Source organism: Micromonospora sp. CA-248089 (genome assembly GCF_050948515.1).
Lineage (GTDB): Bacteria > Actinomycetota > Actinomycetes > Mycobacteriales > Micromonosporaceae > Micromonospora.
On record NZ_CP192016.1, the window covers coordinates 2,399,121 to 2,425,835 of the forward strand.

The 26,715-nt window shown below is 72.9% G+C and carries 23 protein-coding genes; 14 read left to right on the plus strand and 9 right to left on the minus strand.

Annotation, left to right across the window (positions count from 1 at the left end):
• Nucleotides 1–47: 47 nt before the first annotated feature.
• Nucleotides 48–2,204 carry an elongation factor G-like protein EF-G2 gene (locus ACQP26_RS11460; protein ID WP_433495688.1) on the minus strand — a complete coding sequence of 719 codons (2,157 nt, stop codon included), beginning with the start codon at nt 2,202–2,204 and terminating at the stop codon, nt 48–50.
• A gap of 252 nt (nt 2,205–2,456) precedes the next feature.
• Here ACQP26_RS11460 and pgsA point away from each other — a divergent pair, with 252 nt between their 5' ends.
• From pgsA to ACQP26_RS11495, 7 genes are all read left to right on the plus strand, one after another.
• Nucleotides 2,457–3,077 (plus strand): phosphatidylinositol phosphate synthase, encoded by a 621-nt coding sequence (gene pgsA / locus ACQP26_RS11465; RefSeq protein ID WP_278090534.1) that lies wholly within the window; start codon nt 2,457–2,459, stop codon nt 3,075–3,077.
• Nucleotides 3,074–4,006, plus strand: coding sequence for a phosphatidylinositol mannoside acyltransferase (locus ACQP26_RS11470; protein ID WP_269700548.1), 933 nt, complete (start codon nt 3,074–3,076; stop codon nt 4,004–4,006). The genes pgsA and ACQP26_RS11470 overlap by 4 nt, the downstream gene beginning before the upstream one ends.
• Before the next feature lie 12 nt (nt 4,007–4,018).
• The gene (locus ACQP26_RS11475; protein WP_281578344.1) at nt 4,019–5,179 is read left to right on the plus strand and encodes a glycosyltransferase family 4 protein; all 1,161 of its coding nucleotides are present in this window, start codon (nt 4,019–4,021) and stop codon (nt 5,177–5,179) included.
• An 83-nt stretch (nt 5,180–5,262) separates the two neighbouring features.
• The gene (locus tag ACQP26_RS11480; protein ID WP_281578343.1) at nt 5,263–5,766 is read left to right on the plus strand and encodes a hypothetical protein; all 504 of its coding nucleotides are present in this window, start codon (nt 5,263–5,265) and stop codon (nt 5,764–5,766) included.
• 191 nt (nt 5,767–5,957) lie between these two features.
• Nucleotides 5,958–6,806 (plus strand): pyridoxal 5'-phosphate synthase lyase subunit PdxS, encoded by an 849-nt coding sequence (gene pdxS, locus ACQP26_RS11485; protein WP_233586169.1) that lies wholly within the window; start codon nt 5,958–5,960, stop codon nt 6,804–6,806.
• A gap of 7 nt (nt 6,807–6,813) precedes the next feature.
• Nucleotides 6,814–7,419 (plus strand): pyridoxal 5'-phosphate synthase glutaminase subunit PdxT, encoded by a 606-nt coding sequence (pdxT, locus tag ACQP26_RS11490; protein WP_433495689.1) that lies wholly within the window; start codon nt 6,814–6,816, stop codon nt 7,417–7,419.
• A 230-nt stretch (nt 7,420–7,649) separates the two neighbouring features.
• On the plus strand, nt 7,650–8,399 hold the full coding sequence (locus ACQP26_RS11495; protein WP_043324998.1) for a YebC/PmpR family DNA-binding transcriptional regulator: 750 nt from the start codon (nt 7,650–7,652) through the stop codon (nt 8,397–8,399).
• A gap of 68 nt (nt 8,400–8,467) precedes the next feature.
• Here the strand turns inward: ACQP26_RS11495 and ACQP26_RS11500 are convergent, their stop codons facing one another.
• The 4 genes from ACQP26_RS11500 to ACQP26_RS11515 all read right to left on the minus strand — a co-directional run bounded on the left by ACQP26_RS11500 (nt 8,468) and on the right by ACQP26_RS11515 (nt 12,460).
• The gene (locus ACQP26_RS11500; protein ID WP_269700544.1) at nt 8,468–9,529 is read right to left on the minus strand and encodes an ABC transporter permease; all 1,062 of its coding nucleotides are present in this window, start codon (nt 9,527–9,529) and stop codon (nt 8,468–8,470) included.
• The gene (locus ACQP26_RS11505; RefSeq protein WP_269700543.1) at nt 9,526–10,419 is read right to left on the minus strand and encodes an ABC transporter ATP-binding protein; all 894 of its coding nucleotides are present in this window, start codon (nt 10,417–10,419) and stop codon (nt 9,526–9,528) included. Before ACQP26_RS11505 ends, ACQP26_RS11500 begins: the two co-directional genes overlap by 4 nt.
• A gap of 77 nt (nt 10,420–10,496) precedes the next feature.
• Nucleotides 10,497–11,174 carry a response regulator gene (locus tag ACQP26_RS11510; RefSeq protein ID WP_433495690.1) on the minus strand — a complete coding sequence of 226 codons (678 nt, stop codon included), beginning with the start codon at nt 11,172–11,174 and terminating at the stop codon, nt 10,497–10,499.
• Nucleotides 11,171–12,460, minus strand: coding sequence for a sensor histidine kinase (locus ACQP26_RS11515; protein ID WP_433495691.1), 1,290 nt, complete (start codon nt 12,458–12,460; stop codon nt 11,171–11,173). The genes ACQP26_RS11510 and ACQP26_RS11515 overlap by 4 nt, the downstream gene beginning before the upstream one ends.
• An 87-nt stretch (nt 12,461–12,547) precedes the next feature.
• Between ACQP26_RS11515 and ACQP26_RS11520 the strand changes: the two genes are divergently transcribed.
• Nucleotides 12,548–13,108 carry a GNAT family N-acetyltransferase gene (locus ACQP26_RS11520; RefSeq protein WP_433495692.1) on the plus strand — a complete coding sequence of 187 codons (561 nt, stop codon included), beginning with the start codon at nt 12,548–12,550 and terminating at the stop codon, nt 13,106–13,108.
• Between the two features lie 61 nt (nt 13,109–13,169).
• On the opposite strand, the gene ACQP26_RS11525 is transcribed toward ACQP26_RS11520, so the two are convergent.
• Both ACQP26_RS11525 and ACQP26_RS11530 read right to left on the minus strand, forming a co-directional pair.
• The gene (locus ACQP26_RS11525) at nt 13,170–14,111 is read right to left on the minus strand and encodes a permease prefix domain 1-containing protein (RefSeq protein ID WP_433495693.1); all 942 of its coding nucleotides are present in this window, start codon (nt 14,109–14,111) and stop codon (nt 13,170–13,172) included.
• Nucleotides 14,108–14,449, minus strand: a complete 342-nt coding sequence (locus tag ACQP26_RS11530; RefSeq protein ID WP_387376817.1) for a PadR family transcriptional regulator — start codon at nt 14,447–14,449, stop codon at nt 14,108–14,110. The genes ACQP26_RS11525 and ACQP26_RS11530 overlap by 4 nt, the downstream gene beginning before the upstream one ends.
• A gap of 184 nt (nt 14,450–14,633) precedes the next feature.
• Here ACQP26_RS11530 and dnaE point away from each other — a divergent pair, with 184 nt between their 5' ends.
• The gene (gene dnaE, locus ACQP26_RS11535) at nt 14,634–18,167 is read left to right on the plus strand and encodes a DNA polymerase III subunit alpha (protein WP_433495694.1); all 3,534 of its coding nucleotides are present in this window, start codon (nt 14,634–14,636) and stop codon (nt 18,165–18,167) included.
• A gap of 24 nt (nt 18,168–18,191) precedes the next feature.
• On the opposite strand, the gene ACQP26_RS11540 is transcribed toward dnaE, so the two are convergent.
• Nucleotides 18,192–19,739 (minus strand): N-acetylmuramoyl-L-alanine amidase, encoded by a 1,548-nt coding sequence (locus ACQP26_RS11540; RefSeq protein ID WP_433495695.1) that lies wholly within the window; start codon nt 19,737–19,739, stop codon nt 18,192–18,194.
• A gap of 208 nt (nt 19,740–19,947) precedes the next feature.
• Here ACQP26_RS11540 and ACQP26_RS11545 point away from each other — a divergent pair, with 208 nt between their 5' ends.
• Nucleotides 19,948–20,838: a hypothetical protein gene (locus ACQP26_RS11545; RefSeq protein WP_433495696.1), complete on the plus strand. Its 891-nt coding sequence runs from the start codon at nt 19,948–19,950 to the stop codon at nt 20,836–20,838.
• A gap of 235 nt (nt 20,839–21,073) precedes the next feature.
• Nucleotides 21,074–22,111, plus strand: coding sequence for an aminotransferase class V-fold PLP-dependent enzyme (locus ACQP26_RS11550; protein ID WP_433495697.1), 1,038 nt, complete (start codon nt 21,074–21,076; stop codon nt 22,109–22,111).
• A 48-nt stretch (nt 22,112–22,159) separates the two neighbouring features.
• On the opposite strand, the gene ACQP26_RS11555 is transcribed toward ACQP26_RS11550, so the two are convergent.
• Nucleotides 22,160–23,332 (minus strand): acyl-CoA dehydrogenase family protein, encoded by a 1,173-nt coding sequence (locus ACQP26_RS11555; protein ID WP_433495698.1) that lies wholly within the window; start codon nt 23,330–23,332, stop codon nt 22,160–22,162.
• Nucleotides 23,333–23,419: 87 nt separating this feature from the next.
• On the opposite strand from ACQP26_RS11555, the gene ACQP26_RS11560 reads away from it, so the two are divergent.
• From ACQP26_RS11560 to ACQP26_RS11570, 3 genes are read left to right on the plus strand one after another with little or no spacing between them, the layout of a single operon-like run.
• Nucleotides 23,420–24,073 (plus strand): TetR/AcrR family transcriptional regulator, encoded by a 654-nt coding sequence (locus tag ACQP26_RS11560; protein WP_281578337.1) that lies wholly within the window; start codon nt 23,420–23,422, stop codon nt 24,071–24,073.
• A 44-nt stretch (nt 24,074–24,117) separates the two neighbouring features.
• Complete coding sequence (locus ACQP26_RS11565) at nt 24,118–25,560, plus strand: aldehyde dehydrogenase family protein (RefSeq protein WP_281578336.1); 1,443 nt, start codon at nt 24,118–24,120, stop codon at nt 25,558–25,560.
• The gene (locus ACQP26_RS11570) at nt 25,557–26,633 is read left to right on the plus strand and encodes an alcohol dehydrogenase catalytic domain-containing protein (RefSeq protein WP_433495699.1); all 1,077 of its coding nucleotides are present in this window, start codon (nt 25,557–25,559) and stop codon (nt 26,631–26,633) included. The genes ACQP26_RS11565 and ACQP26_RS11570 overlap by 4 nt, the downstream gene beginning before the upstream one ends.
• Nucleotides 26,634–26,715: the final 82 nt, after the last annotated feature.

The following is a 26,715-nucleotide window of genomic DNA, read 5'->3' on the forward strand; positions in this document are numbered from 1 at the left end:
GTGCAAGATCGCGGGACCGAAGCGGGACGGCGCGGGGAGGGTGGGGGTCAGCGGGTGGTGGACTCCTTGCGGGCCTGATCGGCCAGGTGGGCCGGCATGGGCTCGTGGCGGGCGAACTCGCGCCGGAACGTGCCGGTGCCGGCCGTCATCGAGCGCAGCTCGACGGCGTACCGCAGCAACTCGGTCGCGGGCACCTCGGCGCGGACCAGCGTGCGCCCCTCGGCATCCGGGTCCGGTTCGGTGCCGAGCACCCGGCCGCGCCGCCCGGACAGGTCGCCCATCACCGCGCCGACCGACGAGTCGGGCACCCGGACGGTGATCTCGTCGACCGGCTCCAGCAGCGTCGGCTGGCCCTTCTCGGCGGCGTCACGCAGCGCGAGCGCGCCGGCGGTCTGGAACGCCGCGTCGGAGGAGTCGACGCTGTGCGCCTTCCCATCGACGAGCGTGACCCGCAGGTCCACCACCGGGTATCCGGCGACCAGGCCGCGTTCCATCTGCGCCCGGACGCCCTTCTCCACCGACGGGATGTAGTTGTGCGGGACCGCGCCGCCGACCACCCGGTCGACGAACTCGAAGCCGGCGCCCCGGGGCAGCGGCTCGACCTCGATGTCGCAGACCGCGTACTGGCCGTGGCCGCCGGACTGCTTGACGTGCCGGCCGTGCCCGCGCGCGGCGGCGCCGAACGTCTCGCGCAGCGGCACCCGGACCGGCTCGGTGTCCAGCTCGACGCCGCCGCCGCGCAGCCGGTCGAGCACCACGTCGGCGTGCGCCTCGCCCATGCACCAGAGCACCAGCTGGTGGGTCTCCGCGTTGCGTTCGAGCCGCAGGGTGGGGTCACCGGCGACGAGCCGGGACAGGTTGCGCGCGAGCGCGTCCTCGTCGGCCCGGCTGCGCGCCACGATCGCCACCGGCAGCAGTGGCTCCGGCATCTCCCAGGGCGCGATCAGCAGCGGGTCGTCCTTGGCCGAGATGGTGTCGCCGGTCTCCGCGCTGCCCGACTTGGTGATCGCGCACAGGTCGCCCGCGACGCAGGCGGCCACCTCGCGCAGCGTCGCGCCCAGCGGGGTGTAGACGTGGCCGACCCGCTCGTCGGCGTCGTGGTCCGGGTGGCCACGCTCGGCCATGCCGTGACCTGACACGTGGATCACCTGGTCGGGGCGGAGCGTGCCGGAGAAGACCCGCACCAGCGAGACCCGCCCGACGTGGCGGTCGACTGTCGTCTTGACCACCTCGGCGACGAGCGGGCCGTCCGGGTCGCAGGTCAGCGGCGGGCGGGGCGAGCCGTCCACGCCGGTCACCGCGGGCAGGTCGTGCTCCAGCGGCGACGGGAACGCCGCGACCAGGCCGTCGAGCAGCGCGTCCAGGCCGACACCGGTTTCCGCGCACACGGGCACCACGGGGTAGAAGTGACCGCGGGCGACGGCCGTCTCCAGGTCGGTGATGAGCACCTCGGGGTCGATCTCCTCGCCGCCGAGGTAGCGGTCCATCAGGGTCTCGTCCTCGCTCTCCGCGATGATCCCCTCGATCAGCTCGTTGCGGGACTCCTGGATGGCGGGCAGGTGCTCCGGGTCCGGTTCGCGTACCTCGGCCGGCAGCCCGGCGGAGTAGTCGTACACCCGGCGGGTGATCAGGCCCATCAGGCCGGCCACCGACTCGCCGTCGTCGCCGAGCATGGGCAGGTAGAGCGGGAGCACGTTGTCGCCGAAGACGCGCTGGCACAGCGCCACCGCCTCGTCGAAGTCGGCGCGCGGGTGGTCCAGCCGGGAGACCGCCACCGCCCGGGGCATGTCGACGGCGGCGCACTCCTCCCAGAGGGCGGCGGTGGCGGCGTCCATGCCGTCGACGGCGGAGACCACGAACAGTGCCGCGTCGGCGGCGCGCAGACCGGCGCGCAGCTCGCCGACGAAGTCGCCGTACCCCGGGGTGTCCAGCAGGTTGACCTTGACGTCGCGGTGCGTCAGCGGAGCGCAGGCCAGGCTCACCGAGCGCTGCTGGCGTACGGCGGCGGGGTCGTGGTCGCAGACGGTGGTCCCGTCGGTGACGGTGCCGGCCCGGCCGATCGTGCCGCTGGCGGCCAGCAGCGCCTCGACGAGTGTCGTCTTGCCGGCGCCGGAGTGCCCGACGAGCACCACGTTGCGGACCCTGCCGGGCTCGGTCACCACCGGCGCACCGCCGGTGACACCCTTCTCGTTCTTCTGCGCCATCGCGGCGCACCTCCCTCAACCGGTGGTGGTGGCGACCGCCGCGGGCGACGGGGGAGCGGACCCGGGACGGGCGCCGCGGCGATATCTTCCGGTGACTTCCTGCTGGACGGGAACGCGGACCGGTGATCCGGTGAACTGGCTCACCTCCTGGCTCGATCTCACACCCGCGCGGGTGCCCGCACAAGGGCCGTCGGGCGGGTCGTACGCCCGGCTGTGTCCCCGGCGGTTGCGGGCCGTTATCGTGGGACCGCCATGGCGAAGATCTTCCAAGTGACGGCCCGCGCGGGCATGACCCGCGTCGTGGAGCCGATCGCCCGCGCGCTGCTGCGTGCCGGCGTGTCCCCCAACGCGGTCACCGTGACCGGCACCGTCGGCGTGCTCGTCGGCGCGCTCGGCTTCGGCGCGCGCGGCCACCTGGTCGCCGGTGCGCTGATCGTCACGGTCTTCGCTCTCACCGACCTGCTCGACGGCACGATGGCGCGGATGAGCGGCGGGTCCACCCGGTTCGGGGCGTTCCTCGACTCGAGCATGGACCGGGTCGCCGACAGCGCGGTGTTCGGCGCGGTCGCGTACTGGCTGGCCACCGAACACGACTACTCGGGCGTGGCGGCGGCGCTGATCTGCCTGGCCGCGGGCGGCCTGGTCTCCTACGTCAAGGCCCGCGCCGAAGGGCTGGGGATGACCTGCAACGTGGGCATCGCCGAGCGCACCGAGCGGCTGCTCATCGTGGGTGTCGGCGGCCTGCTCACCGGCGTCGGCGTCCGTCACGCGCTGGAGATCGCGCTCTGGCTGCTCGCCGCCGTCTCGATCTTCACGGTGGGCCAGCGGATGGCCCACGTGTACCGCCAGGCCCAGCGGGTCGGCGCCGAGTGAACCTCACCGAGGCGGGCTTCGTCGCGGGCTGGCGCCTGGTCCGGGCGCTGCCCCGGCCCGTCGCGGTCGCGGCCTTCCGGGCGGGCGCCGACCGCGCCCACCGCAAGGACGGCGGGGGTACGCGTCGACTGCGCGCCAACCTGCGCCGGGTGGTCGGCCCGGAACTGCCCGACGCGGATCTGGACGCGCTGGTGCGCGAGGGCCTGCGCTCGTACGCCCGGTACTGGATGGAGGCGTTCCGGCTGCCGGGCCTGAGCCGCGCCGAGATCCTCGCCGGGTTCCGCCTAGACGGGCAGGAACTGCTCGCGGCCGACGTGGCGGCCGGGCGCGGTGCCGTGGTGGCGCTGCCGCACGCCGGGAACTGGGACGCGGCGGGCGCCTGGGTGGCTGCCACCGGCTGGCCGATGACCACGGTGGCCGAGCGGCTCCCGGACGGCGTGTACGAGCGGTTCGTCGGGTTCCGGGAAGGGCTGGGGATGGAGATCCTGCCCAACACCGGCGGCCCGCGGCCCGCCTTCGACGTGCTGGTGGACCGGCTGCGCGCCGGTTACGTGGTGCCCCTGCTCGCCGACCGGGACCTGTCCGCCCGGGGCGTGGAGGTCGACTTCTTCGGCGGGCGGACCCGGATGCCGGCCGGGCCGGCGATGCTGGCCATCCGCACCGGAGCCCCGCTCTACGTGGCCTCGATGTGGTACGAGCCGGACGCGGCCTGCGCCTCGATCGAGGGCCCGCTGCCGCTGCCGGATCCGGACAGCGCCCCGCTGGACGCCCGCGTCCGCGCGGTGACGCAGCGGATTGCCGACGGTCTGGCGGCGGGCATCGCCCGGCATCCGCAAGACTGGCACATGTTGCAGCGGATGTGGCTGGACCAGAGCCGGGACGGTACGCCCACGTCGGCGGCGCCGCCGGCCACCACCGGGACGGTCTAGGGGGAGGGCGCAGTGCGTATCGGCATCGTGTGCCCGTACTCGTTCGACGTGCCGGGCGGCGTGCAGAACCACGTCATGGACCTGGCCGAGGCGCTGCTCGGGCTCGGCCACGAGGTGAGCGTCCTGGCGCCCGCCGACGAGGACTCGGCGCTGCCGCCGTACGTGGTGTCGGCCGGCCGGGCGGTGCCGCTGCCGTACAACGGGTCGGTGGCCCGGATCGCGTTCGGCCCGGTCTCCACGGCCCGGGTGCGGCGCTGGATCACCCGGGGCGACTTCGACGTGCTGCACGTGCACGAGCCGCTCACGCCGAGCCTGTCGATGCTGGCGGTGCTCTGCGCCCGCGGCCCGGTGGTGGCGACGTTCCACACCGCGATGACCCGCTCCCGGGTGCTGTCGGCCGCGCAGGGCGCGCTGCAGATCGTGCTGGAACGGATCACCGCCCGGATCGCGGTCAGCGCGCTGGCCCGCAAGGTGCAGGTCGAGCACATGGACGGCGGCGCGGTGGAGATCCCCAACGGGGTGGCGGTGGCGAAGTTCGCCGGGGTGCCGCCGCTGCCGGGCTGGCCGGGGGAGTGCGCCCCGGGCACCGGCGGCACGCTGGGGTTCCTGGGCCGGTTCACCGAGCCGCGCAAGGGCTTCCCGATCCTGCGGGACGCGTTCGTCGCGCTCGCGCCGCACCGCCCGGGACTGCGGCTTCTGGTCGCCGGGCCGGGTGACGCCGACGAGCTGTACGGGCGGTTCCCGGCCGGTCTGCGCGACCGGGTCACGTTCCTCGGCCTGGTCTCCGAGGCGGACAAGGCACGCATGCTGCGCAGCGTGCACCTCTACGTCGCACCGAACACCGGAGGGGAGTCCTTCGGGATGATCCTCACCGAGGCGCTGGCCGCAGGCACGACAGTGGTCGCCAGCGACCTGGACGCGTTCCGCCGGGTGCTCGACGGCGGACGGGCCGGCCTGCTGTTCCCGACCGGCGACGCGGCGGCGCTGGCCGGCGCGCTGTCCGGGCTGCTCGACGACGACGGGCGCCGCGCCGGGCTGACCGCCTGCGGCGACCAGGTGGTGGCGAATTTCGACTGGCCCGTGGTTGCCCGCCGCGTTCTGGAGGTATACGCAGCCGCGATCGAGGCCACCGACGGCCGGGTCATGGACCAGGAGTGGGCGGGTCTGGGCTGACCGCTGTGGCCGCTGCGGCCGCTGTGACGAGCGCGTCGACCGGTGCACCGCGCCGGCCGGCCGGGATGAGGAGCAGCACTACGATGCCGGGCATGTGGTGGGTGGTGGGCGCGGTCGCGGTGCTCGGGCTGCTCTCGGCGTACCTGATCTGGACCTCCGGCCGGGTGCAGCGGCTGCAGGTCCGCGCGGACTCGGCGGCCCGCGCGCTGGACGCGCACCTGCTGCGCCGTGCGGCCGCCGCCGCGGTCCTGGCCGAGCAGCGGTACGGCGTGGAGCTGTACGCCGCCGCCCGGATCGCGCTGGACGCCGCTCCGGAGGAGCGCGAGGCGGCCGAGAACGACCTGACCCGGCAGTTGCGCGCGGTACGGCTGGACCCGGACGACCCGGCGTGCGCGGCGGTGATCGCGGCCAGCCGGCGGCTGGCGCTGGCCCGGCAGGTCCACACCGACCTGGTCCGGGACGCCCGCTCGGCGCGGGGGCGTCCGGTGGTGCGGCTGTTCCGGATGGGACGCGGGCGGGAGTGGCCCCGCTACTTCGACATCGACGACCCCACGCTGGCCTCGCACGCGGACGTGACCACCGGCTGATCGCCACCGGTCGTGACGGGGGCCACACGGCAGGCCACCGGGGGTTCGATTGGCGCTCGGCACGGCGTCGCGCCGGTCATAGCATTCCTGCGCAGTCACCTCCCCAGCACGCCGAGGAGCGATGTCCCGTGTCTGAATCCGCAGCCCCGACCCCCGCCACCGCCGTCGGCACCGCCCGCGTCAAGCGCGGCATGGCCGAGATGCTCAAGGGCGGTGTGATCATGGACGTGGTCACCCCCGAGCAGGCGAAGATCGCCGAGGATGCCGGCGCTGTCGCCGTGATGGCCCTGGAGCGCGTACCGGCCGACATCCGCGCGCAGGGCGGCGTGTCCCGGATGAGCGACCCGGACATGATCGACGGCATCATCGCGGCCGTCTCGATCCCGGTGATGGCCAAGGCCCGCATCGGCCACTTCGTCGAGGCGCAGATCCTCCAGGCGCTCGGCGTCGACTACGTCGACGAGTCCGAGGTGCTGACCCCGGCCGACTACGCCAACCACATCGACAAGTGGGCGTTCACCGTTCCGTTCGTGTGCGGGGCGACGAATCTGGGCGAGGCGCTGCGCCGGATCACCGAGGGCGCCGCGATGATCCGCTCGAAGGGCGAGGCGGGCACCGGGGACGTCTCCAACGCCACCACGCACATGCGCAAGATCCGGCAGGAGATCCGCCGGCTCCAGTCGCTGCCCGACGACGAGCTGTACGTCGCGGCCAAGGAACTGCAGGCCCCGTACGAGCTGGTCAAGGAGGTCGCCGAGCAGGGCAAGCTGCCGGTCGTGCTGTTCACCGCGGGCGGCATCGCGACCCCGGCGGACGCGGCCATGATGATGCAGCTCGGCGCCGAGGGCGTCTTCGTCGGCTCGGGCATCTTCAAGTCCGGCAACCCGGCGCAGCGGGCCGCCGCCATCGTCAAGGCCACCACGTTCCACGACGACCCGGACGTGCTCGCGAAGGTGTCCCGTGGCCTGGGCGAGGCGATGGTCGGCATCAACGTCGACGAGATCCCCCAGCCGCACCGCCTGGCCGAGCGCGGCTGGTGAGTGGGGCGTGACCGTACCCGTGATCGGCGTGCTCGCGCTTCAGGGCGACGTACGCGAGCATGTCGCGGCGTTGACCGGCGTGGGCGCCGACGCCCGGCCGGTGCGGCGCCCCGGCGAGCTGGATGCGGTCGACGGCTTGGTGGTCCCCGGCGGCGAGTCGACCACGATCAGCAAGCTGGTGGACATCTTCGAGATGCGCGAGCCGATCGACAAGCGAATCGCCGCCGGCATGCCGGTCTACGGCTCCTGCGCCGGCCTGATCATGCTCGCCACTGAGGTGCTGGACGGCCGCCCCGACCAGCGCGGCTTCGCCGGCGTCGACATGACGGTGCGGCGCAACGCGTTCGGCCGTCAGGTCGACTCGTTCGAGGCGCCGGTGGCGCTCACCGGCGTCCACGGCGGCCCGTTCCACGCCGTGTTCATCCGCGCGCCCTGGGTCGAGCGCGTCGGCCCGGACGTCGAGGTGCTCGGCCGGGTGACCGAGGGCCCGGCCGCGGACCGGATCGTCGCGGTGCGGCAGGGCAACCTGCTGGCCACCTCGTTCCACCCGGAGCTGACCGGCGACCTGCGGCTGCACCGCCACTTCGTGGAGCTGGTCCGGGCCGCTTCCTGAGCATCCGGTCCGTCCCTGGTTGTGCCGGTTCGCCCAACCCGGGACGGACTGCTGCCGAGCGGCGCGTGACAGTGACCCGCCCGCCGCCGGTAGGATTGCCGAGATTCGGCAGGGCCATCAGCCAGCCGCGGCTCCCAGCGAAGATCACAGCACCTCGACGTGCGCCGGTGGGGGAGCGGGGCGTGTGCGGTGCGGTCGATGCAGACGGCGGGTAGCAACGGAGGTAACAGATGTCCGGCCACTCAAAGTGGGCGACGACCAAGCACAAGAAGGCGGTCATCGACGCCAAGCGCGGCAAGATGTTCGCCAAGCTGATCAAGAACGTCGAGGTGGCGGCCCGTACCGGCGGCGGCGACCCGGCCGGCAACCCGACTCTCTACGACGCCATCCAGAAGGCGAAGAAGAACTCGGTCCCGAACGACAACATCGACCGCGCGGTCAAGCGCGGCTCCGGCCTGGAGGCCGGCGGCGCCGACTGGCAGACGATCATGTACGAGGGTTACGGCCCGAACGGCGTGGCGATGCTGATCGAGTGCCTCACCGACAACCGCAACCGTGCCGCCACCGAGGTGCGTACCGCGCTGACCCGCAACGGCGGCTCGCTGGCCGACGCGGGCTCGGTGTCGTACATGTTCTCCCGCAAGGGCGTGGTGATCGTCCCCAAGGGCGGCACCACCGAGGACGACGTGATGATGGCCGTCCTCGACGCGGGCGCCGAGGAGGTCAACGACCTCGGTGAGGCGTACGAGGTGGTGTCCGAGCCGGGTGACCTGATCGCGGTCCGCACCGCCCTGCAGGACGCCGGCATCGAGTACGAGTCGGCCGAGTCCTCCCTCATCCCCAGCGTGAACGTGCCGCTGGACGAGGAGGGCGCGCGCAAGATCTTCAAGCTGATCGACGTGCTGGAGGACTGCGACGACGTGCAGAACGTCTACGCCAACTTCGACGTCTCCGACGAGGTGATGGCCGCGGTCGGCTGACCCCGGTCCGATACGCCGAGCGCCGGCCCCCCCCGCTCCCGGGGTGGCCGGCGCTCGGCGTATCGCGGTCAGCCGATCGGCTCGCGCTGCCGCCACGCCGCCCGCATCGAGGTCCGGCCGTTGGTGCGCAGCAGCGAACCCTCGTAGATCCGCGCCCCGGCGAGCAGGAACCCGGCCGCCGCGAGCAGCAGCAGCGCCAGCGACACGAACGGCTCCCACGGCGCCGCGTCGCCGGTGAACAGCCGGACCGGCATCGCTGTGGGCGACGAGAACGGCACGTACGACAGGATCCGCATCGCGGTGGCGTTGTCGTTGAGGAACACCACCGCGAAGAACGGCGCCATCACCGCGAGTTGCACCGGGGTGGACGCCCCGGCGATGTCCTCCTGCCGGTTCACCAGCGCACCCGCGGCCGCCCACATCGCCGCCAGCAGCAGGAAGCCGCACAGGAAGTACGGCACGAACCAGCCGATCGCCGGCGCGATCAGGCCCAGCAGGTCACCTCCGCCGGTCAGGCGCATGCCGATCAGCGTGGCGGCCGCGATCAGGGTGATCTGTCCGAGCGCCAGCGCGCCCGCGGCGAGGATCTTGCCGGCCAGCAGCGCCCGGGCCGGCACGGCGGCGACCAGGATCTCCACGATCCGGGTCTGCTTCTCCTCGGTGACGCTCTGCGCGATCTGCATCCCGAACGTCTGGGACAGGAAGAAGAAGACGAACGCGAAGGCGAACGGCACCAGGTACGCGACGAGCGGATCCACCGCGTCCGGGTCCAGCAGCTTCACCTGCGGGGCCGCGCTGAGCGCGGAGACCACGTCGTCCGGGGCCCGCTCGTCGGCGACCACGACCGGACCGGCGACCACCGCGGCGTCCGCGTCGCCGTCGCGTACCGCCTGCTCGGCGGCGCCGTCGTCGGCGACCACCAGGACGTCCAGCCCGGCCGCGCGCAGCGGTTCGGCACCGGCGGCGGTCACCGCCACGGTGGACGGACCGCTGCTCAGCATCGCCGGCACCACCGTGGCGACGACGGCGAGCAGCAGGAAGATCAACGTGCTGTAGAGGAACGTCTTGTCGCGGACCTTGACCTTGATCTCGCGGGCCGCGACCAGCCGGGTGGCCTGGATCGTGTTCACTGGTTGACCTCTCGGAAGATCTCGGCGAGGGACGGGGTGACCGGGCCGAACGCGCGCACCGGGCCGCGCTCCAGCGCCGCGCGCAGCACCGCCTGGTCGTCGGTGGGCGGGTCCACCTCGAACACGGCGCGGGCGCCGTCGAGGTCGACCAGCCGCACGCCGGGCTGGTCCCGCAGCCAGCCGGCGTCGCCGTCGACCACGAGCGAGAACCGGGGCAGGGTGTACGCGGCGCGCAGCTCCTCGCGCGGGCCCGCGGCCCGGATGCTGCCGTCCGCGATGAGCACCAGGTCGTCGCAGAGCCGCTCCACCACGTCGAGCTGATGGCTGGAGAACAGCACCGGCGCTCCGGCGGCGGCCCGTTCCCGCAGCACAGTCACCACCATGTCGACGGCGAGCGGGTCGAGCCCGGAGAACGGCTCGTCCAGGATCAGCACCTCCGGGTCGTGCACCAGCGCCGCGGCGATCTGCGCGCGCTGCTGGTTGCCCAGCGACAGCGTCTCCAGCAGGTCGTCGGCCCGCTCGCCGAGACCGACCCGCTCCAGCAGCGCGTCGGTGCGCCGCCGCGCCCCGGCAGCGTCCAGCCCGTACAGGCGGCCGAGGTGGACCACCTGCTCGCGGGGGGTCATCTTCGGGTAGAGGCCGCGCTCCTCGGGCATGTAGCCGAACCGGGCCCGGGCCTCGCGGCCGAGCGGCTGCCCGCGCCACGTCACCTGCCCGGCGTCCGGGGCGAGCACGCCGAGGATGATCCGCATGGTGGTGGTCTTGCCGGCGCCGTTGCCACCGACGAATCCGGTCATGCGCCCGGCGGTCACGTCGAAGGAGACGTCTTTGAGCACTTGACGGCCGCCGAAGCTGCGGTCGACGCCGTCGAGGCGGAGCACGCTGGTCATGACCCCGACGCTACGGCCGGTCCCCGCTCCCGTCGTCCCACCACGGAGCGATCATGAGGTCCGTCGCGCGACGGACCTCAGCCGCCGGGCCGGACCACCCCGTGCTCGTACGCGAACACCACCGCCTGCACCCGGTCGCGCAGCCCGAGCTTGGCCAGCACGCGGCTGACGTGGGTCTTCACGGTGGCCTCGCCGACGCGCAGGACGTCCGCGATCTCGGCGTTGCTGGCCCCGCGCGCGACCAGCTCCAGCACCTCCCGCTCGCGCGGGGTCAGGTCCGCCGTCGCGGCGTCGTGCCGGGGGTCCGGCGGCACCGCGCCGGGCCGGGCGAAGGTGGAGATCACCCGCCGGGTGAGCGCCGGCGCGATCAGCCCCTCACCGCGGGCCACCACCCGGACCGCCTCGACCAGGTCCTCCGGGGTGCCGTTCTTGAGCAGGAAACCGCTCGCCCCGGCACGCAACGCGGCGAACAGGTAGTCGTCCCGGTCGAACGTGGTGAGGATCAGCACGGCCGGGCCGCCCGGCGTCGCGTCGACGGTGATCCGGCGGGTGGCCTCCAGCCCGTCGAGCACCGGCATCTCCACGTCCATCAGCACCACGTCCGGCCGCAGCGCGGACGCCATCGACACGGCGCGCTGCCCGTCGGCGGCCTCGCCGACCACCTCGATGTCGTCCTCGACCTCCAGGATCACCCGGAAACCGGTCCGGACCAGGTGCTGGTCGTCGACGAGCAGCACCCGTACCGGCGCGTTCACGCCGCCCGCCCGGCGGCCTCGACCGGCAGCGGCATGCGGGCCCGGACCCGGAAGCCGCCGCCCGGACGCGGCCCGGCCTCCACCTCACCGCCGTGGGCGGCGACCCGCTCCCGCATGCCGACCAGGCCGAGCCCGGCCCCGGCGGCCGGCACGCCGCCCTGTCCGTCGTCGCTCACGTCGATCTCCAGGTCCCGGGCCAGGTAGCGGATCCGCACGTCCAGCGTCGTGGCGTGGGCGTGCTTGACCACGTTCGTCACCGCCTCCTGCACGATCCGGTACGCCGCCTGCGACACCGAGCGCGGCAACGGTACCGGTTCCCCGTACACCCCGAGGTCGGCCCGCAGCCCGGTCTCCCGGGCCCGGTCGACGAGCGCGGCGACCCGGTCGATGCCGGCGATGTCCTCGGGGGCCGCGGCCACGCCGGACGCGGCGTCCGGGTCGCGCAGCACGCCGAGCATCCGGCGCAGCTCGTCGACCGAGGTACGCGCCGTCTCCTCGATCGCGGCCAGGGCGGTCCGCGCCTTGTCCCGGTCGCGGTCGAACACGCGCCGGCACGCGGCGGCCTGCACGCCCATCACCGACACGTGGTGGGCCACCACGTCGTGCAGTTCGCGGGCGATGCGGACCCGCTCGCCCATCACCGCGCGTTCGCGCGCCTCCGCCTGGGAGCGGCGCAGCTGCTCGGCCTGTTCGCGTAGCTCGTGCCGGCGGCGCGCGGCCACCCAGGCGGTCTGCCCGGCGTAGTAGGCGAACCCGAAGAAGAGCACGTTGTAGAGCACGCCGTTCACCACCGCGGCGAGCACCGGCGGCACCGGGCCGGCGGCGTCGGCGAAGGAGGCCGCGGAGATCTGGTCGGCCCGCAACGCGAGGGACAGCCAGAGCCAGGCGAACATCGCCACGATGATGCCGGCCCGCAGCCGCCCGGCCAGCCGCCGGTCGGCGCCCCACGCGCCGAGCGTGAACAGGGCGGCGAACAGCGCGCCCGACGGGAGCTGCGCCAGCGGGACCGCCCGGGCCTGCCCGGCGACGAAGGCGACGGCCACGATCACCGCGACGGTGGCGGGCCAGCGCCGCCGTACCGCCAGCGGGGCGGTCACCGCGACGGTCCACCAGATCTGCTCGGCGACGCTCGGCGGTGGTCCGAGCAGGAAGGCCCCGGTGCTGTACGCCAGGGTCAGCTCGAACAGGGCCAGCACGGTGACCGCGAGCCCGATCCAGAGGTCGGCACGCAACTGGGCGGCTGTGGGAGCCGGCCGGCGCCAGGCGGTGGTGGTTGCGGTGCTCACCGTACGACCATGCCACCGCTGCCGCCGGTGCGGTGCCCGGGGCGTAAACGGGTGGGCCGGACGACAGCCGGGACGTAGCCTGCCGGGGTGTTCGTGCCCGATCTGCCGTTACGTACCGAGCGCCTGCTGCTGCGCGCCTTCACCGCCGACGACCTCGCCGTGGTCCGGGACTACCGGGGCCGCCCGGAGGTGACCCGTTACCTCTACCACGAGCCGTACGACGACGCGGCCGCCCGGGCGGCGATCGAGCGGCTGGTCCGGCGGACCGCGCTGCGTGCCCCCGGCGACGTGCTCAACCTCGCCGTGACGTCGGCGGACACCGGCGAGTTCCTCGGGGACGTGCTGCTGAGCTGGACCAGCGGGGAACACCGGCAGGGCGAGATCGGGTACGTGGCGCACCCGGACCACACCGGCCGGGGGTACGTCACCGAGGCGGCCCGGGAACTGCTGCGGGCCGGCTTCGAGGGGCTGGGCCTGCACCGGATCGTCGGGCGGCTGGACGCGCGCAACACCGTGTCGGCCCGGGTGCTGGAGCGGCTGGGCATGCGCCGGGAGGCGCACCTGCGGGAGAACGAGTTCGTCAAGGGGGAGTGGACCGACGAGGTGGTCTACGCGCTGCTGGCCCGGGAGTGGCGGTCGGCGGCCTGACTGTCCGCGTACCCGAAAGGGCCCGGCACGCCCTCGACGGGCGTGCCGGGCCGGGCGGGGCTCAGGCGGCGCGGCGTGCCTTGATCGCGCTGTCGATCACGTCCCAGATCGCGACCAGCACGACCACCGCGCCCGCCACCCGGGCGAACTCGACGGTCCCGCCGTCGCGCAGCCAGGCGAACCGCTCGACCAGCTCCGGGTTGAGTAGCCGGTCGGTGGCGAGCAGCCAGAGCACCGGGGCGGCGAACGCCACGTTGAGCACCGCGTTGACCGCCACCAGCGGCCAGGTCCAGCGGCCCGAGCGGAACTTGGCGATCTCCAGGCCGACGGTGGCCAGCAGCACCACGATCAGGGCCGGCAGCCAGAAGCTCCAGAGCGCCGGGTCCAGCGCCGGCAGCCGGGTGCCGTCGTCGGTGGTCCAGCGCTGGAAGTGCTGGCCGACCAGGAGACCGATGGTGGCGAGCAGGAACACCACGGAGGCGATGCTGTCGGAGTGGCTGATCTGCCGTTCCCGCGCCTCCTCGGGGAGCTGGTCGACGGTCCACTCGGGCAGGCCGAGCGGCGTGCGGGTGCGTTCCAGCACGGCGAACACCAGCGTCACCCAGAACGCGATCTGCACCGCGGTCTGCATCGCGGCCACGATCGCCGCGCCGATCGCCGCGCCCGGCTCGCCGTCGACGAGCGCCTTCGTGACGCCGGAAAGCACGCCGACGATCGCCGGGATCCAGGTGAGCAGCAGCCGCAGCAGCCGCCACCAGGTCAGGTAGTAGCGCGGGCCGATGAGTTGCAGGGTGCGGTCGCTGTAGCGGGCCGCGAGCTTCTCCGGGTGGCCCAGCTCGGTGAGCACCTCGCGTTCGGCGGAGGCGTGGTCCTGCCCGCCCGAGGTCCGGTCGTCGATCATGTCGGCGATGGAGCCGCGCAGTTCCTCGGCGAGTTCCAGGCGGCGCTGCGCGGGCACGGCCCGCATGGTGGCGGCGACGTAACGGTCGGTCAGGGAACTCATCGTTCCGCTCCTTCGATCAGTTCGGTGACGGACGTCCGCACCGCGGTCATGTCGTCGAGCAGGCGGTTCAGGACGGCTTCGCCGTCGTCGCTGGTCCGGTAGAACTTGCGCGGCCGGCTCTCCTCGGTGTTCCACTCGCTGGTCAGCAGGCCCTGGTCCTCCAGGCGGCGCAGCAGCGGGTAGAGCGTGTTGGCGTCGACCGCGAAGCCGTGCGCGGCCAGCCGTTGCAGCAGGGCGTATCCGTAGTCGGGGCGGCGCAGGGCGACCAGGCTGGCCACCACGACAGTGCCGCGTCGTAGCTCCTGGAGGTGGGTCCGGAGGACCTCTTCGCTGACCATGTCCACCACGATACTGTGTGCCACACATCATTGCAACGGGGAAGAACATCGCGTGCCGCACACCGGCCGGTCGGAGAGACCCGGGCCACCCTCGGCGCGGACGGTGGAGCCCGCACGATCACCTCGGTAGGGTGGGTCGGTCGACTCCGACGCAGCTTGATCCACAACCCGGGGGGCGCCACGCATGGGCGATTCGTTCGCGCATCTGCACGTACACACCGAGTACTCGATGCTCGACGGGGCGGCCCGGCTCAAGGACCTCTTCGCCGAGGCGGCGCGGCTCGGCATGCCGGCGGTGGCGATCACCGACCACGGCAACATGCACGGCGCGAACGACTTCTACAAGCAGGCCATGGACGCCGGGGTCAAGCCCATCCTCGGCGTCGAGGCGTACGTCGCGCCGGAGTCGCGCTTCCACAAGGCCCGGGTCAAGTGGGGCCGCCCCGAGCAGAAGAGCGACGACGTCTCCGGCAACGGCGCGATCACCCACATGACCATGTGGGCGAAGAACCGCGACGGCCTGCACAACCTGTTCAAGCTCAACTCCCGCGCCTCCATGGAGGGCCACTACGTCAAGTGGCCCCGGATGGACATGGAGCTGATCGCCGAGCACGCCGAGGGCATCATGGCCACCACCGGCTGCCCGTCCGGCGCGGTGCAGACCCGGCTGCGGCTGGGCCAGTTCGACGAGGCGCTCAAGGTCGCCGCCGCGTACCAGGACATCTTCGGCAAGGACAACTACTTCCTGGAGATCATGGATCACGGCCTCGACATCGAGCGCCGGGTCCGGGACGGACTCACCGAGATCGCCCGCAAGCTCGACATCCCGCCGGTGGTCACGAACGACTCGCACTACACCCACGAGGCGCAGGCCGAGGCGCACGACGTGCTGCTCTGCGTCCAGACCGGCAGCAACGTGGCCGACCCGAACCGGTTCCGCTTCGAGGGCGGCGGCTACTTCGTCAAGTCCGCCGACCAGATGCGCGCCGTCGACTCCTCCGAGCTGTGGCAGCAGGGCTGCCGCAACACGCTGCTGGTGGCCGAGAAGGTCGACCCGGCCGGCATGTTCACGTTCCACAACCTGATGCCGCGCTTCCCGATCCCCGAGGGCGAGACCGAGGAGTCCTGGTTCCGCAAGGAGACGTTCGCGGGGCTCAAGCGCCGCTTCCCCAACGGCATCCCCGAGGGCCACGTCGTCCAGGCCGAGTACGAGCTGGGCGTCATCATCCAGATGGGCTTCCCGTCGTACTTCCTCGTGGTCGCCGACTTCATCCAGTGGGCCAAGAGCCAGGGCATCGCGGTCGGCCCGGGGCGTGGCTCGGCGGCCGGCTCGCTGGTGGCGTACGCGCTGGGCATCACCGACCTCGACCCGATCCCGCACGGCCTGATCTTCGAGCGGTTCCTCAACCCCGAGCGCGTCTCCATGCCCGATGTCGACATCGACTTCGACGAGCGCCGGCGCGGTGAGGTCATCAAGTACGTGACCGACAAGTGGGGCGAGGACAAGGTCGCGCAGATCGCCACGTTCGGCACGATCAAGGCGAAGGCCGCGATCAAGGACTCGGCCCGGGTGCTCGGCTACCCGTACGCGGTCGGCGACCGGATCACCAAGGCCATGCCCCCGGCGGTGATGGGCAAGGACATTCCGCTGTCCGGCATCTTCGACCCGAAGCACCCCCGCTACGCCGAGGCGGGCGAGATCCGCGGCCTCTACGAGTCCGACCCGGACGTCAAGAAGGTCATCGAGACCGCCAAGGGCATCGAGGGTCTGATCCGGCAGACCGGTGTGCACGCCGCCGGCGTCATCATGTCCGCCGAGCCGATCATCGAGCACATCCCGCTCATGCGGCGCGACTCCGACGGCGTCATCATCACGCAGTTCGACTACCCGACCTGCGAGTCGCTCGGGCTGCTGAAGATGGACTTCCTCGGCCTGCGCAACCTGACGATCATCGACGACGCGGTGAAGAACATCCAGCTCAACCACGGCCGGGAGCTGGACCTGCTCGGCCTGCCGCTCGACGACAAGGCAGCGTACGAGCTGCTGGCCCGCGGTGACACGCTCGGCGTGTTCCAGCTCGACGGCGGGCCGATGCGCTCGCTGCTGCGGCTGATGAAGCCGGACAACTTCGAGGATATCTCCGCCGTCCTGGCGCTCTACCGGCCCGGCCCGATGGGCGTGGACTCGCACACCAACTACGCGCTGCGCAAGAACGGCCTCCAGGAGATCACCCCGATCCACCCGGAGCTGGAGGAGCCGCTGCGCGAGATCCTCGCGCCCACGTACGGCCTGATCGTCTACCAGGAGCAGGTGCAGCGCGCCGCCCAGATCCTCGCCGGCTACACGCTCGGCCAGGCCGACCTGCTGCGCCGGGCGATGGGCAAGAAGAAGAAGGAGATCCTCGACAAGGAGTTCATCCCGTTCCGGGACGGCTGCCGCGAGCGCGGCTACTCCGACGAGGCCATCCAGGCCGTGTGGGACGTGCTGGTCCCGTTCGCCGGCTACGCGTTCAACAAGGCCCACTCCGCCGCGTACGGTCTGGTCTCCTACTGGACCGCGTACCTGAAGGCGCACTACCCGGCCGAGTACATGGCCGCCTTGCTCACCTCCGTCGGTGACGACAAGGACAAGATGGCCATGTACCTGTCCGAGTGCCGCCGCATGCGCATCCAGGTGCTCCCGCCGGACGTGAACACCTCGGCCGGGCCGTTCACCCCGGTCGGCAAGGAGATCCGCTTCGGTCTCGGCGCCGTGCGCAACGTCGGCGCGAACGTGGTCGCCTCGATCATGCGGTGCCGCGAGGAGAAGGGCGACTACGCCGACTTCTACGACTTCCTGTCCAAGGTCGACGCCGTGGTCTGCAACAAGAAGACCATCGAATCGCTGATCAAGGCCGGGGCGTTCGACTCGCTCAAGCACCCGCGCAAGGGCCTGCTCGCCGTGCACGCCGACGCCATCGACGCGTACGCCGACGTCAAGCGCAAGGAGGCGGTCGGCCAGTACGACCTGTTCGGCGCCGGCTTCGGCGAGGCGGAGACCGGCGGCACCACCACCGTCATGCCGGTCATCGGCGAGGGGGAGTGGGACAAGCGCGACAAGCTCGCGTTCGAGCGCGAAATGCTCGGCCTGTACGTCTCCGACCACCCGCTGTTCGGCCTGGAACACGTGCTCGGGGCGGCCGCCGACACCACCATCGCCGCGCTGTCCGAGGAGGGCACCGTGCCCGACGGCGCGGTGGTCACCCTGGCCGGCATCCTCTCCGGTGTACAGCGCCGGGTCACCAAGCAGGGCCGGGCCTGGGCGTCGGCCACCCTGGAGGACCTCGCCGGTGGCGTGGAGACGCTGTTCTTCCCGAACACGTACGAGGTGATCGGGCAGTACATCGCCGAGGACGCCATCGTGGTGGTCAAGGGCCGGGTCGACCGGCGCGACGACACCCCGCGCATCATGGCGATGGACATGTCCATGCCGGACGTCACCAGCAACCCGGCCAACAAGCCGGTCACGCTGACCATCCCGGTGCACCGCTGCACGCCGCCCCTGGTGGAACGGCTCAAGGAGACGCTCGTGCTGCACCCCGGCGACACCGAGGTGCACGTAAAGCTGCTCAACGGCGGCAAGGTCACCACGCTGCGCCTCGGCCCGTTCCGGGTCGCGCCCACCACCGCGCTGATGGGTGATCTCAAGAGCGTGCTCGGCCCGGCCAACGTGAGCTGACCGGGCCGAGCGGGGACGTGCCGCTCAGACGCGGGTGACGCGGATGGCGTCGGCGATCACGTACCCGGTGCTGCCGGACCACCTGCTGACACCGACCTTGTTGGCGTCCCCGGCGGCCAGGGTGAAGGTGCCCAGCGACCGCCACGCACCGCCGTTGGCGCTCTGGTTCACCGAGACCGTCTGGTTGCCGCTGGTCGTCGCCACGATGTACGGCGTGGAGGTGTTGTAGCCGGCCACTGCTGGATACCAGACCTCCACCCGGTAGGTGGCGGTCGCCGGGATGTTCACCTTGTACCAGGCGGTGTCGCTGGCCGCGACCGGGTTGGCGTACCGGTAGTCGGCGCCGTAGCGCTGCGCCGAGTACGTCGAGGTGCCCCAGTTGGCGCTCGCGGTGAACCGGCCGGCGGTGGTGTTGTCCACGATCGTCGACCAGGCGTTCGGTGGGGGCGTGGTGCCGCCGGTGACGAGCTGCATGTAGTAGGTCCAGTTCCAGTTCGAACCCGGGTCGGTGTGCGTGGCGCCCGGCACCTGGTTGTGCCCGATGATGTTGGTGCGGGTCTTCGGGATGCCGTACTTGTCGCACAGGTACCGGGTCAGCGCCGCCGACGACCGGTACATCGCGTCGGTGTACCAGGAGGCGTTGTCGACGTACCCCTCGTGCTCGATGCCGATCGACTGGGTGTTGTAGGTCCAGTTGCCGGCGTGCCAGGCGATGTCCTTGTCCCGCACCATCTGGGTGACCGCGCCGTCGGAGGAGCGGAGCAGGTAGTGCGCGCTGGTGCCGGCGGCGGCGTTCTGGAACCAGCTGATCGAGCCGGCGTAGCTGCCCTGCATGGTGTGGATGACGATGTAGTTGATCGGGTACGCCGACTCGCGGCTGGAGACCGTGTAGTTGGACGAGTTGGCCGGCACCCAGGCCGCCGGGCCGTAGTCGGTGCTCAGGGTGCCGAAGTCGCCGGTGCCCAGCGGTGCCACGTCGGCGTACCGGCCCCGCTGCGGTGCGACCGGACGGCCGTCCACGCCGACCTCGCCGCCGGCCGTGGTCGCGATGAAGCCCCGCGCGAGCAGGTCGTACACGGAGTCCGCGTACAGCCGGGCGGTGGCGGCGTCCGTCGCGCCGCCGTAGCGGGCGATCGGGCCGTACCACTGGTTGACGTCGTCGCGCTGCGCCGCGCTGAGCCCGGCCTCGTCGGCGTAGGAACGCAGCACCGCCGCCGCGCCGGCCACGTTCGCCGCGTCCCGGGTACGCAGGTCGGCGCGGTCCAGCCGGGTCCGGCGCGCGGCCTCGTCGAGGGTGCGCACCTTCGGGTTGCTGGTCAGGTGCATCACGCCGTATCCGCCGGAGGCGCTGGGCGCGCCGCCGTGGCCGTCCAGGCGGGTCTCGGCGTACCCGAGTGCGGCGAGCAGGTCGCGCGGCACGTCGGAATCGGCTGCGGCCTGCGCGAAGGCGGCGGCGAGAGGCTGCGCGCGGTGCTCCGGCGCGGCCTGGGCCGGCTGGCCGGTCAAACCGAGCATGAGGATCATGGCGCCGCCGAGCAGGCTCACCCGACGCGACGGTCTCCGAATCGTCACAGGCACTCCTCGTCCACTGCAGGGGGCGACTGGGCTCACGTCGCCGGTTCGCCGCACCCTATAGCGTGACGTTCATCTATGTCGATACCTTGCATCGACATGGGTCTTTGCTGAAGACTTCCTTCACGACTGCGGGACGACCGGGGCGCACTGTCCCCGTACCGTCGTGGTGTTGCCCGGCGCGCCACGGCCGGGCAGCATCGTGCGGATGCCGCCCACCGACCTGCTGCGCGTCCGTGACCTGGTGCCCGACTTCCTGGCCTGCGCCGAGCGGTCCGGCCCGCCGGAGCCGTGGACCTCTCGCTACCTGGCCGGCCACCCGGACGTGGTCCGGGCGCTGCGCCGCGACGGCGACTGGTCCGACGCCGCGGGCGTGGCCGCCGCCCTGGACGGGCTCCGCGACCGGGCCGCCGACCTGGCGGCACGAGCCGAGACGGTACGCGCGCTCCTGCCGGACGGCGTCGCGGCGGTGGCGGACGCGCTGGGCTGGTCCGGCGACGGCGGGCCGGTCGAGTGCGTGGTGCTGGTCGGGCTGAACCAGGCCAACGGCTGGGCCGGCGAACTGGACGGCAGGTACGCGCTCTTCCTCGCCGTGGAACAACTCGGGGCACCGGAGGACGTCGACCTGCTGGTGCGGCACGAGGCCGCGCACGTGGTGCACGACCGCGGCGCCGCGATCCGGGACTGGCCCGAGTACGGGGTGGCGAACGCCCTGTTCACCGAAGGGCTCGCCACCCAGGTCACGGCGGAACTGGACCCCGGCCGGCCGGACGAGGAGTACCTCTGGTTCGGCCGCCCGGGGCACCGGGAGTGGCTCGACGAGTGTTGCCGCCGCTGGCCGGAGATCCTGCGCCGGGTACGCGCCGACCTCGACGCCACCGACGTCGACCACCACGCCCCGTACTTCCTGATGCGGGACTCGCCGCTGGCCGGCGGCCTGCCCAAGCGTTGCGGCTATCTGGTCGGCCTGTCCGCGGTCCGGCACCTGCGCCGCCACCACTCCCTCCAGGAGCTGACCACCTGGCCCCTGCCCCGGATCCGCGCAGAGATCGCCGCCACCCTGCCCTACCTCCCCCCACCCTCAGCGCGACGATCATGAACTTGGCGGCGACAAATCGGACCACCGACGCCGCCAACTTCATGATCGACAGGGCGAGTGCCCCGTCGCGCGATCTTGCAGTTTCGGCCCTGCGGTTGGTGGGTTTGCACCTTTTGCCGGGGCTGAAAGTGCAAGATCGGCGGGGGTGGGGGTGGGGGCGTGGGTGGGGGTGGGGGGCCACGGGGGTGGGATTGGCGGTGTTGGGGTTGGGGTGGGGGTGGTTAGCGTCGGGAGCATGGAGCTTGAGCAGGCGCGGAAGTTGTGGCAGCCGGAACCGGGCTGGTTGAACACCGCCACCTACGGGCTGCCGCCCGAGCCGGTGTGGGACGCCGTGCAGCGGGTGCTCGCCGACTGGCGGACCGGGCGGGTGTCGTTCGAGGTGTGGGACGAGTCGGTCGGACGGTCCCGGGCCGCGTTCGCCCGGCTGGCCGGTGTGGACGTCGCCGACGTGAGCATCGGCTCCGCCGTGTCGCAGCTCGTCGCGCCGATCGCGGCCGGTCTGCCGGCGGGGGCCACCGTGGTGGTGCCCGAGGTCGAGTTCACCTCGAACCTGTTTCCGTGGCTGGTCCAGCGGGAGCGTGGGGTGCGGGTCCGCACCGTCCCGCTGGCCGGGCTGGTCGACGCGATCGACGCCGACACCGACCTGGTGGCGTTCAGCGTGGTGCAGTCCGCCGACGGCACCGTCACCGCGTACGACGAGATCGTCGCGGCGGCCCGCGCGCACGGCGCGTTCGTGGTGGTCGACGCCACGCAGGCGTGCGGGTGGCTGCCGTTCGCCGCGGACCGGGCGGACGCGGTGGTGGTGGGGGCGTACAAGTGGCTGATGGCGCCGCGCGGCGCGGCCTTCGCCTACCTGGCGCCGGAACTGCGCGAGCGGATGCGCCCGGACGCGGCCGGGTGGTACGCCGGCCAGGACCCGCACGCCTCCTACTACGGCATGCCGCTGCGCCTGGCCGACGACGCCCGGCGGTTCGACATCTCCCCGTCCTGGCTGTGCTACGTCGGGGCCGCCCCGGCGCTGGAGCTGCTCGCCGACCTCGATCCGGAGGCGGTGCGCGCGTACGACGTGGGGCTGGCCAACCGGTTCCTGGCCGGGCTGGGCCGCCCGCCGGGCGACAGCGCGATCGTCTCCGTCGACGTGCCGGACGCGCACGAGCGGCTGGCCCGTGCCGGGGTGCGCGCCGCGGTCCGGGCCGGCCGGGTCCGCGCCTCGTTCCACCTGTACACGACCGAGGAGGACGTGGACCGGGCGATCGAGACGCTGACCGGGTGACGGTTCAGCCCCGGCGACCGCCCGGGCCGCTCAGGCCGCCCGGGCCGATCAGGCCAGGTGGCCGCCGATCTTCGTGTAGCCGCGCAGCAGGTCCCGGGAGATGATCAGCCGCTGCATCTCGTCGGTGCCCTCGAAGATCCGGTAGAGCCGGACCTGCCGGTACCAGCGTTCGATCGGCAGCTCCCGGGTGTAGCCCATGCCGCCGTGGATCTGGAGCACCCGGTCCACCACCCGGTTGACCATGCCGGCGCCGTAGAGCTTGCCCATCGAGGAGGCGTGGCGGGGGTCAAGGCCCTGGTCGACCGTCCACGCCGAGCGCAGGATCAGCCAGCGGGCCGCCTCCAGCTCGGTCTCCGAGTCGGCGATCATCCACTGGATGGCCTGGTTGGTGGCGATCGGCGCGCCGAACGTCTCGCGCGTGTTGGCGTGGTCGATCGCCATCTGGAGGGCGCGTTCGGCGATGCCGATGGCGTGCGAGGGGATGGTGTAGCGGCCCTTGCCGATCCACTCCATGCCGAGCGTGAAGCCCTGCCCGATCTCGCCGAGGATGTTGCGGTGCGGCACCCGTACGCCGTCGAAGATCAGGGAGGCCGGGCCGCCCTCGCCCATGGTCTGGATGAACTCCGACCGCCAGCCCATCGCGCGGTCCACCAGGAAGGCGGTCGCGCCGCCACGGCGGGCGCCCTTCTCCGGGTCGGTCACCGCGACCACGATGGCGAAGTCGGCGTCGTTGCCGTTGGTGATGAACGTCTTCTCGCCGTCGAGGACCCAGTCGTCGCCGTCGCGGCGGGCGCGCAGCTTGATGTTCGCCGCGTCGGAGCCCGCGCCGGGCTCGGTGATGGCGAAGCAGGAGATCCGTTCCCCCTCGATGGTGGGGATCAGGAACTCGCGCTTCTGCTCCTCGGTGGCGTGGAACAGGATGTTGTCGGCCTCGCCGCCGAAGCGGAACGGCACGAAGGTGCGGCCCAGTTCGGTCCAGATCAGCGACTGCATGACCGCCGGCAGGGCCATGCCGCCGTACTCCTCCGGCGTGGCCAGCCCCCAGAAGCCGAACTTCTTCGCCTTGAGCTGGAGTTCGCGCAGCTCGGAGCGGTCCAGGCCGGGCTGGTGGGCGCGCTCGCGGCGCAGCACCTCCGCCTCCAGCGGCATCACCTCGCGGGTGACGAACGTGCGAACGGTGTCCCGGATCGCGCGTTCCTCGTCGGACAGTGCGAAGTCCACGGTGCCCCCTCAGGTCGACTGGCTCTAAACTAGCGCTGGAAGTTTTCCCGCGTCCAGACCCCGGGCCGGAAGGAGGATGATGACCAGGTGCCCCGACCCCGACAGACCCTGCTCACCCGCGACCGGATCGTCGAGACCGCGCTGGCGCTGATCGACGCCGACGGGCTGGACGCGCTCTCGACCCGGCGGCTCGCCGCCGCGCTCGGCGTCCGCGGCCCCTCGCTCTACAACCACTTCGCCACCAAGGAGGAGATCCTCGACGCGGTGGCCGACGGCGTCGCGGCAACGGTCGACATCAGCGTCTTCGACGAGTACGAGTGGCTCGACGCGCTCGGCCGCTGGGCGCGTTCGTACCGGGCCGCGCTGGCCGCGCACCCGAACATCGTGCCGTACCTGGCGCAGGGGCCGGGCCGCCGTCCGGCCGCGCTCGCCATGGCCGACGCGGTCTACGGCGCGCTGGTCCGGGCCGGCTGGCCGCCCGCGCGCGCCACCCACATCGGCGCCGCGATGCGCTACTTCGTGGCCGGTTCCGCGCTCGGCTCGTTCGCCCGCGGCTTCGTCGAGGACCCCTCGCTGTACGCCGCGCACCCGCACCTCAACCAGGCGCACCGGCTCGCCGGCCACCAGCGCAGCGTGGACGAGGGCGCGTTCGCGCTCGGCCTGGACGCGCTGCTGCACGGACTCGCCGCCGAGTACGCCGCCACCGTCGCCCCGCTGGAACGGGTCGGCGGTCCGGAGTAGCGTCGAAACTCCCACCGCTAGTTTCCACACCCCCGAAGGACGCCATGGATCTCGCCGACGCCCCTCCCGCCCTGCTGACGCGCCGCCACCTGCACATCGCCGGTGACTGGGTCGACCCCTCCTCGGGCGACACCGTCCCGGTGGAGAACCCGGCCACCGGCGGCATCGTCGGCGAGGTGCCCGCCGGCACACCGGCCGACGTGGACCGCGCGGTCGCCGCCGCCCGCGCCGCGTTCCCCGGCTGGGCCGACACCGCACCCGCCGAGCGCGCCGCGCACCTGGACCGGCTGCACACCGCGCTCGCCGCCCGCGCCGACGAGATCGCCCGCACCGTGGCGACCGAACTGGGCACCCCGCTCAAGCTCGCCACCCGCGTCCAGACCGGCCTGCCGCTCACCGTGCTGCGGAGCATGGTCGACCTGGCCGCCCGGCCGGCCGCCGAGCAGACGGTGGGCAACTCCCTCGTCGTCCGCGAGCCGGTCGGCGTGGTCGGCGCGATCACCCCGTGGAACTACCCGCTGCACCAGGTGGTCGCCAAGGTCGCGCCCGCGCTCGCCGCCGGGTGCACCGTGGTGCTCAAGCCCAGCGAGCTGACCCCGCTCACCGCGTACCTGCTGTTCGACGCGATCACCGACGCCGGCCTGCCGCCCGGCGTGGTGAACCTCGTGCCCGGCACCGGCCCGGTGGTCGGCGAGGCCCTCGCCGCCCACCCCGACGTCGACCTGGTCTCGTTCACCGGCTCCACCGCCACCGGCCGGCGCATCGCGCACCTGGCCGCCGAGCGGATCGCCCGGGTGTCGCTGGAACTCGGCGGCAAGTCGGCGAACGTCGTCCTGGCCGACGCCGACCTGCCCACCGCGGTCAAGGTCGGCGTCGGCAACGCGCTGCTCAACTCCGGGCAGACCTGCACCGCCTGGACCCGGATGCTCGTGCACCGCGACCGCTACGCCGAGGCGCTGGACCTGGTCGCGGCGGCGGTGGCCGGCTACCGGCTCGGCGACCCCTTCGACCCGGCCACCCGGCTCGGCCCGCTGGCCTCCGCCGCGCAGGCCCAGCGGGTACGCGACCACGTGGACCGCGCGCTCGCCGACGGCGCCCGGCTCGTCGCCGGTGGCCCGGACACGCCACTGCCGCCGCGGGGCCACTTCGTGGCGCCCACCGTCTTCGCCGACGTCCACCCGGACAGCGCCCTCGCGCAGGAGGAGGTGTTCGGGCCGGTGCTCGCGGTGATCCCGTTCGCCGACACCGACGAGGCGGTCGCCATCGCCAACAACTCCCGGTACGGGCTGGCCGGCGCGGTCTGGTCCGCCGACTCCGACGCGGCGCTGGCGGTGGCCCGGCGGATGCGTACCGGCCAGGTGGACGTCAACGGCGGCGCGTTCAACCCGCTCGCCCCGTTCGGCGGCTACAAGCAGTCCGGCCTCGGCCGGGAACTCGGCGCGTACGGCGTGGAGGAGTTCACCGAGGTGAAGGCGATCCAGCGATGAGGGCGCTCGTGGTGCGCGGCCGGGGCGAGACACCGGCGGTCGAGGACGTACGCCTGCCCGCGCCCGGCCCGGGTGAGCTGCGGGTACGCATCCGCGCCGCCGGCATCTGCCACTCCGACCTGGCCATGGTGGACGGCACGCTGGCGCCCGCGTACCCGCTGGTGCTGGGGCACGAGGCGACCGGCGTGGTGGCCGAGGCCGGGCCCGGCACGACGCTCGCGGTCGGCACACCCGTGGTGCTCAACTGGGCCCCGGCCTGCCGGGACTGCTGGCACTGCCGGCACGGCGAACCGTGGCTCTGCGCCGCCAACCCCAACCCGTCCACACTCCGGGGCCAGACGGCCGCCGGTGAGCCCCTTCAGGTCACGCTCGGGCTCGGCGCGCTCGCCGAGGAGGTGGTGGTGCCGCAGCACGCCGCCGTACCGGTGCCGGCCGGACTGCCGCCGGAGCAGGCCGCGGTGCTGGGCTGCGCGGTGCTCACCGGCGTCGGCGCGGTCCGCAACACCGCACGGGTCGCGGCCGGTGAGTCGGTCGCGGTGATCGGGCTCGGCGGGGTGGGCCTGGCCGTGCTGACCGCCGCCCGGCGGGCGGGGGCGTCGCCGATCCTCGCCGTGGACGTGGTGGAGGCCAAGCGGGACCTGGCACTCGCCGCCGGGGCCACCGACTTCCTCCGTTCCGACGACCGGCTCGGCAAGGAGATCCGGGTTCGCACCGAGGGACGCGGTGTGGACCACGCGTTCGAGTGCGTCGGCCGGTCCGCCACCATCCGCGCCGCCTGGCGGGCGACGCGGCGCGGGGGAGCGGTCACCGTGGTCGGCATGGGCGCCCGCGACGACATGCTCAGCCTCTCCGCGCTGGACATCTTCCACTCCGCGCGCACGCTGCGCTCCTCGGTGTACGGCTCGACCGACCCGGACCGGGAGGTGCCGGAGCTGGCCGCCGCGCTCGCCGCCGGTGATCTGGACCTGGCGCCGCTGGTGAGTGGCACGGTGCCGCTGACCGAGGCGCCCGCGGCGCTGGAGCGGCTGGCTCGCGGCGAGGGCGCGCGCTGGGTGGTCACGTTCCCCGAGTGACCCCTCCGGCACGGCGGTGGCCGTGGTGCGGGCGGGCGGCAGCGCCCCCCACGTGACGCGGAGCGACGCTACGCTCCCCGAT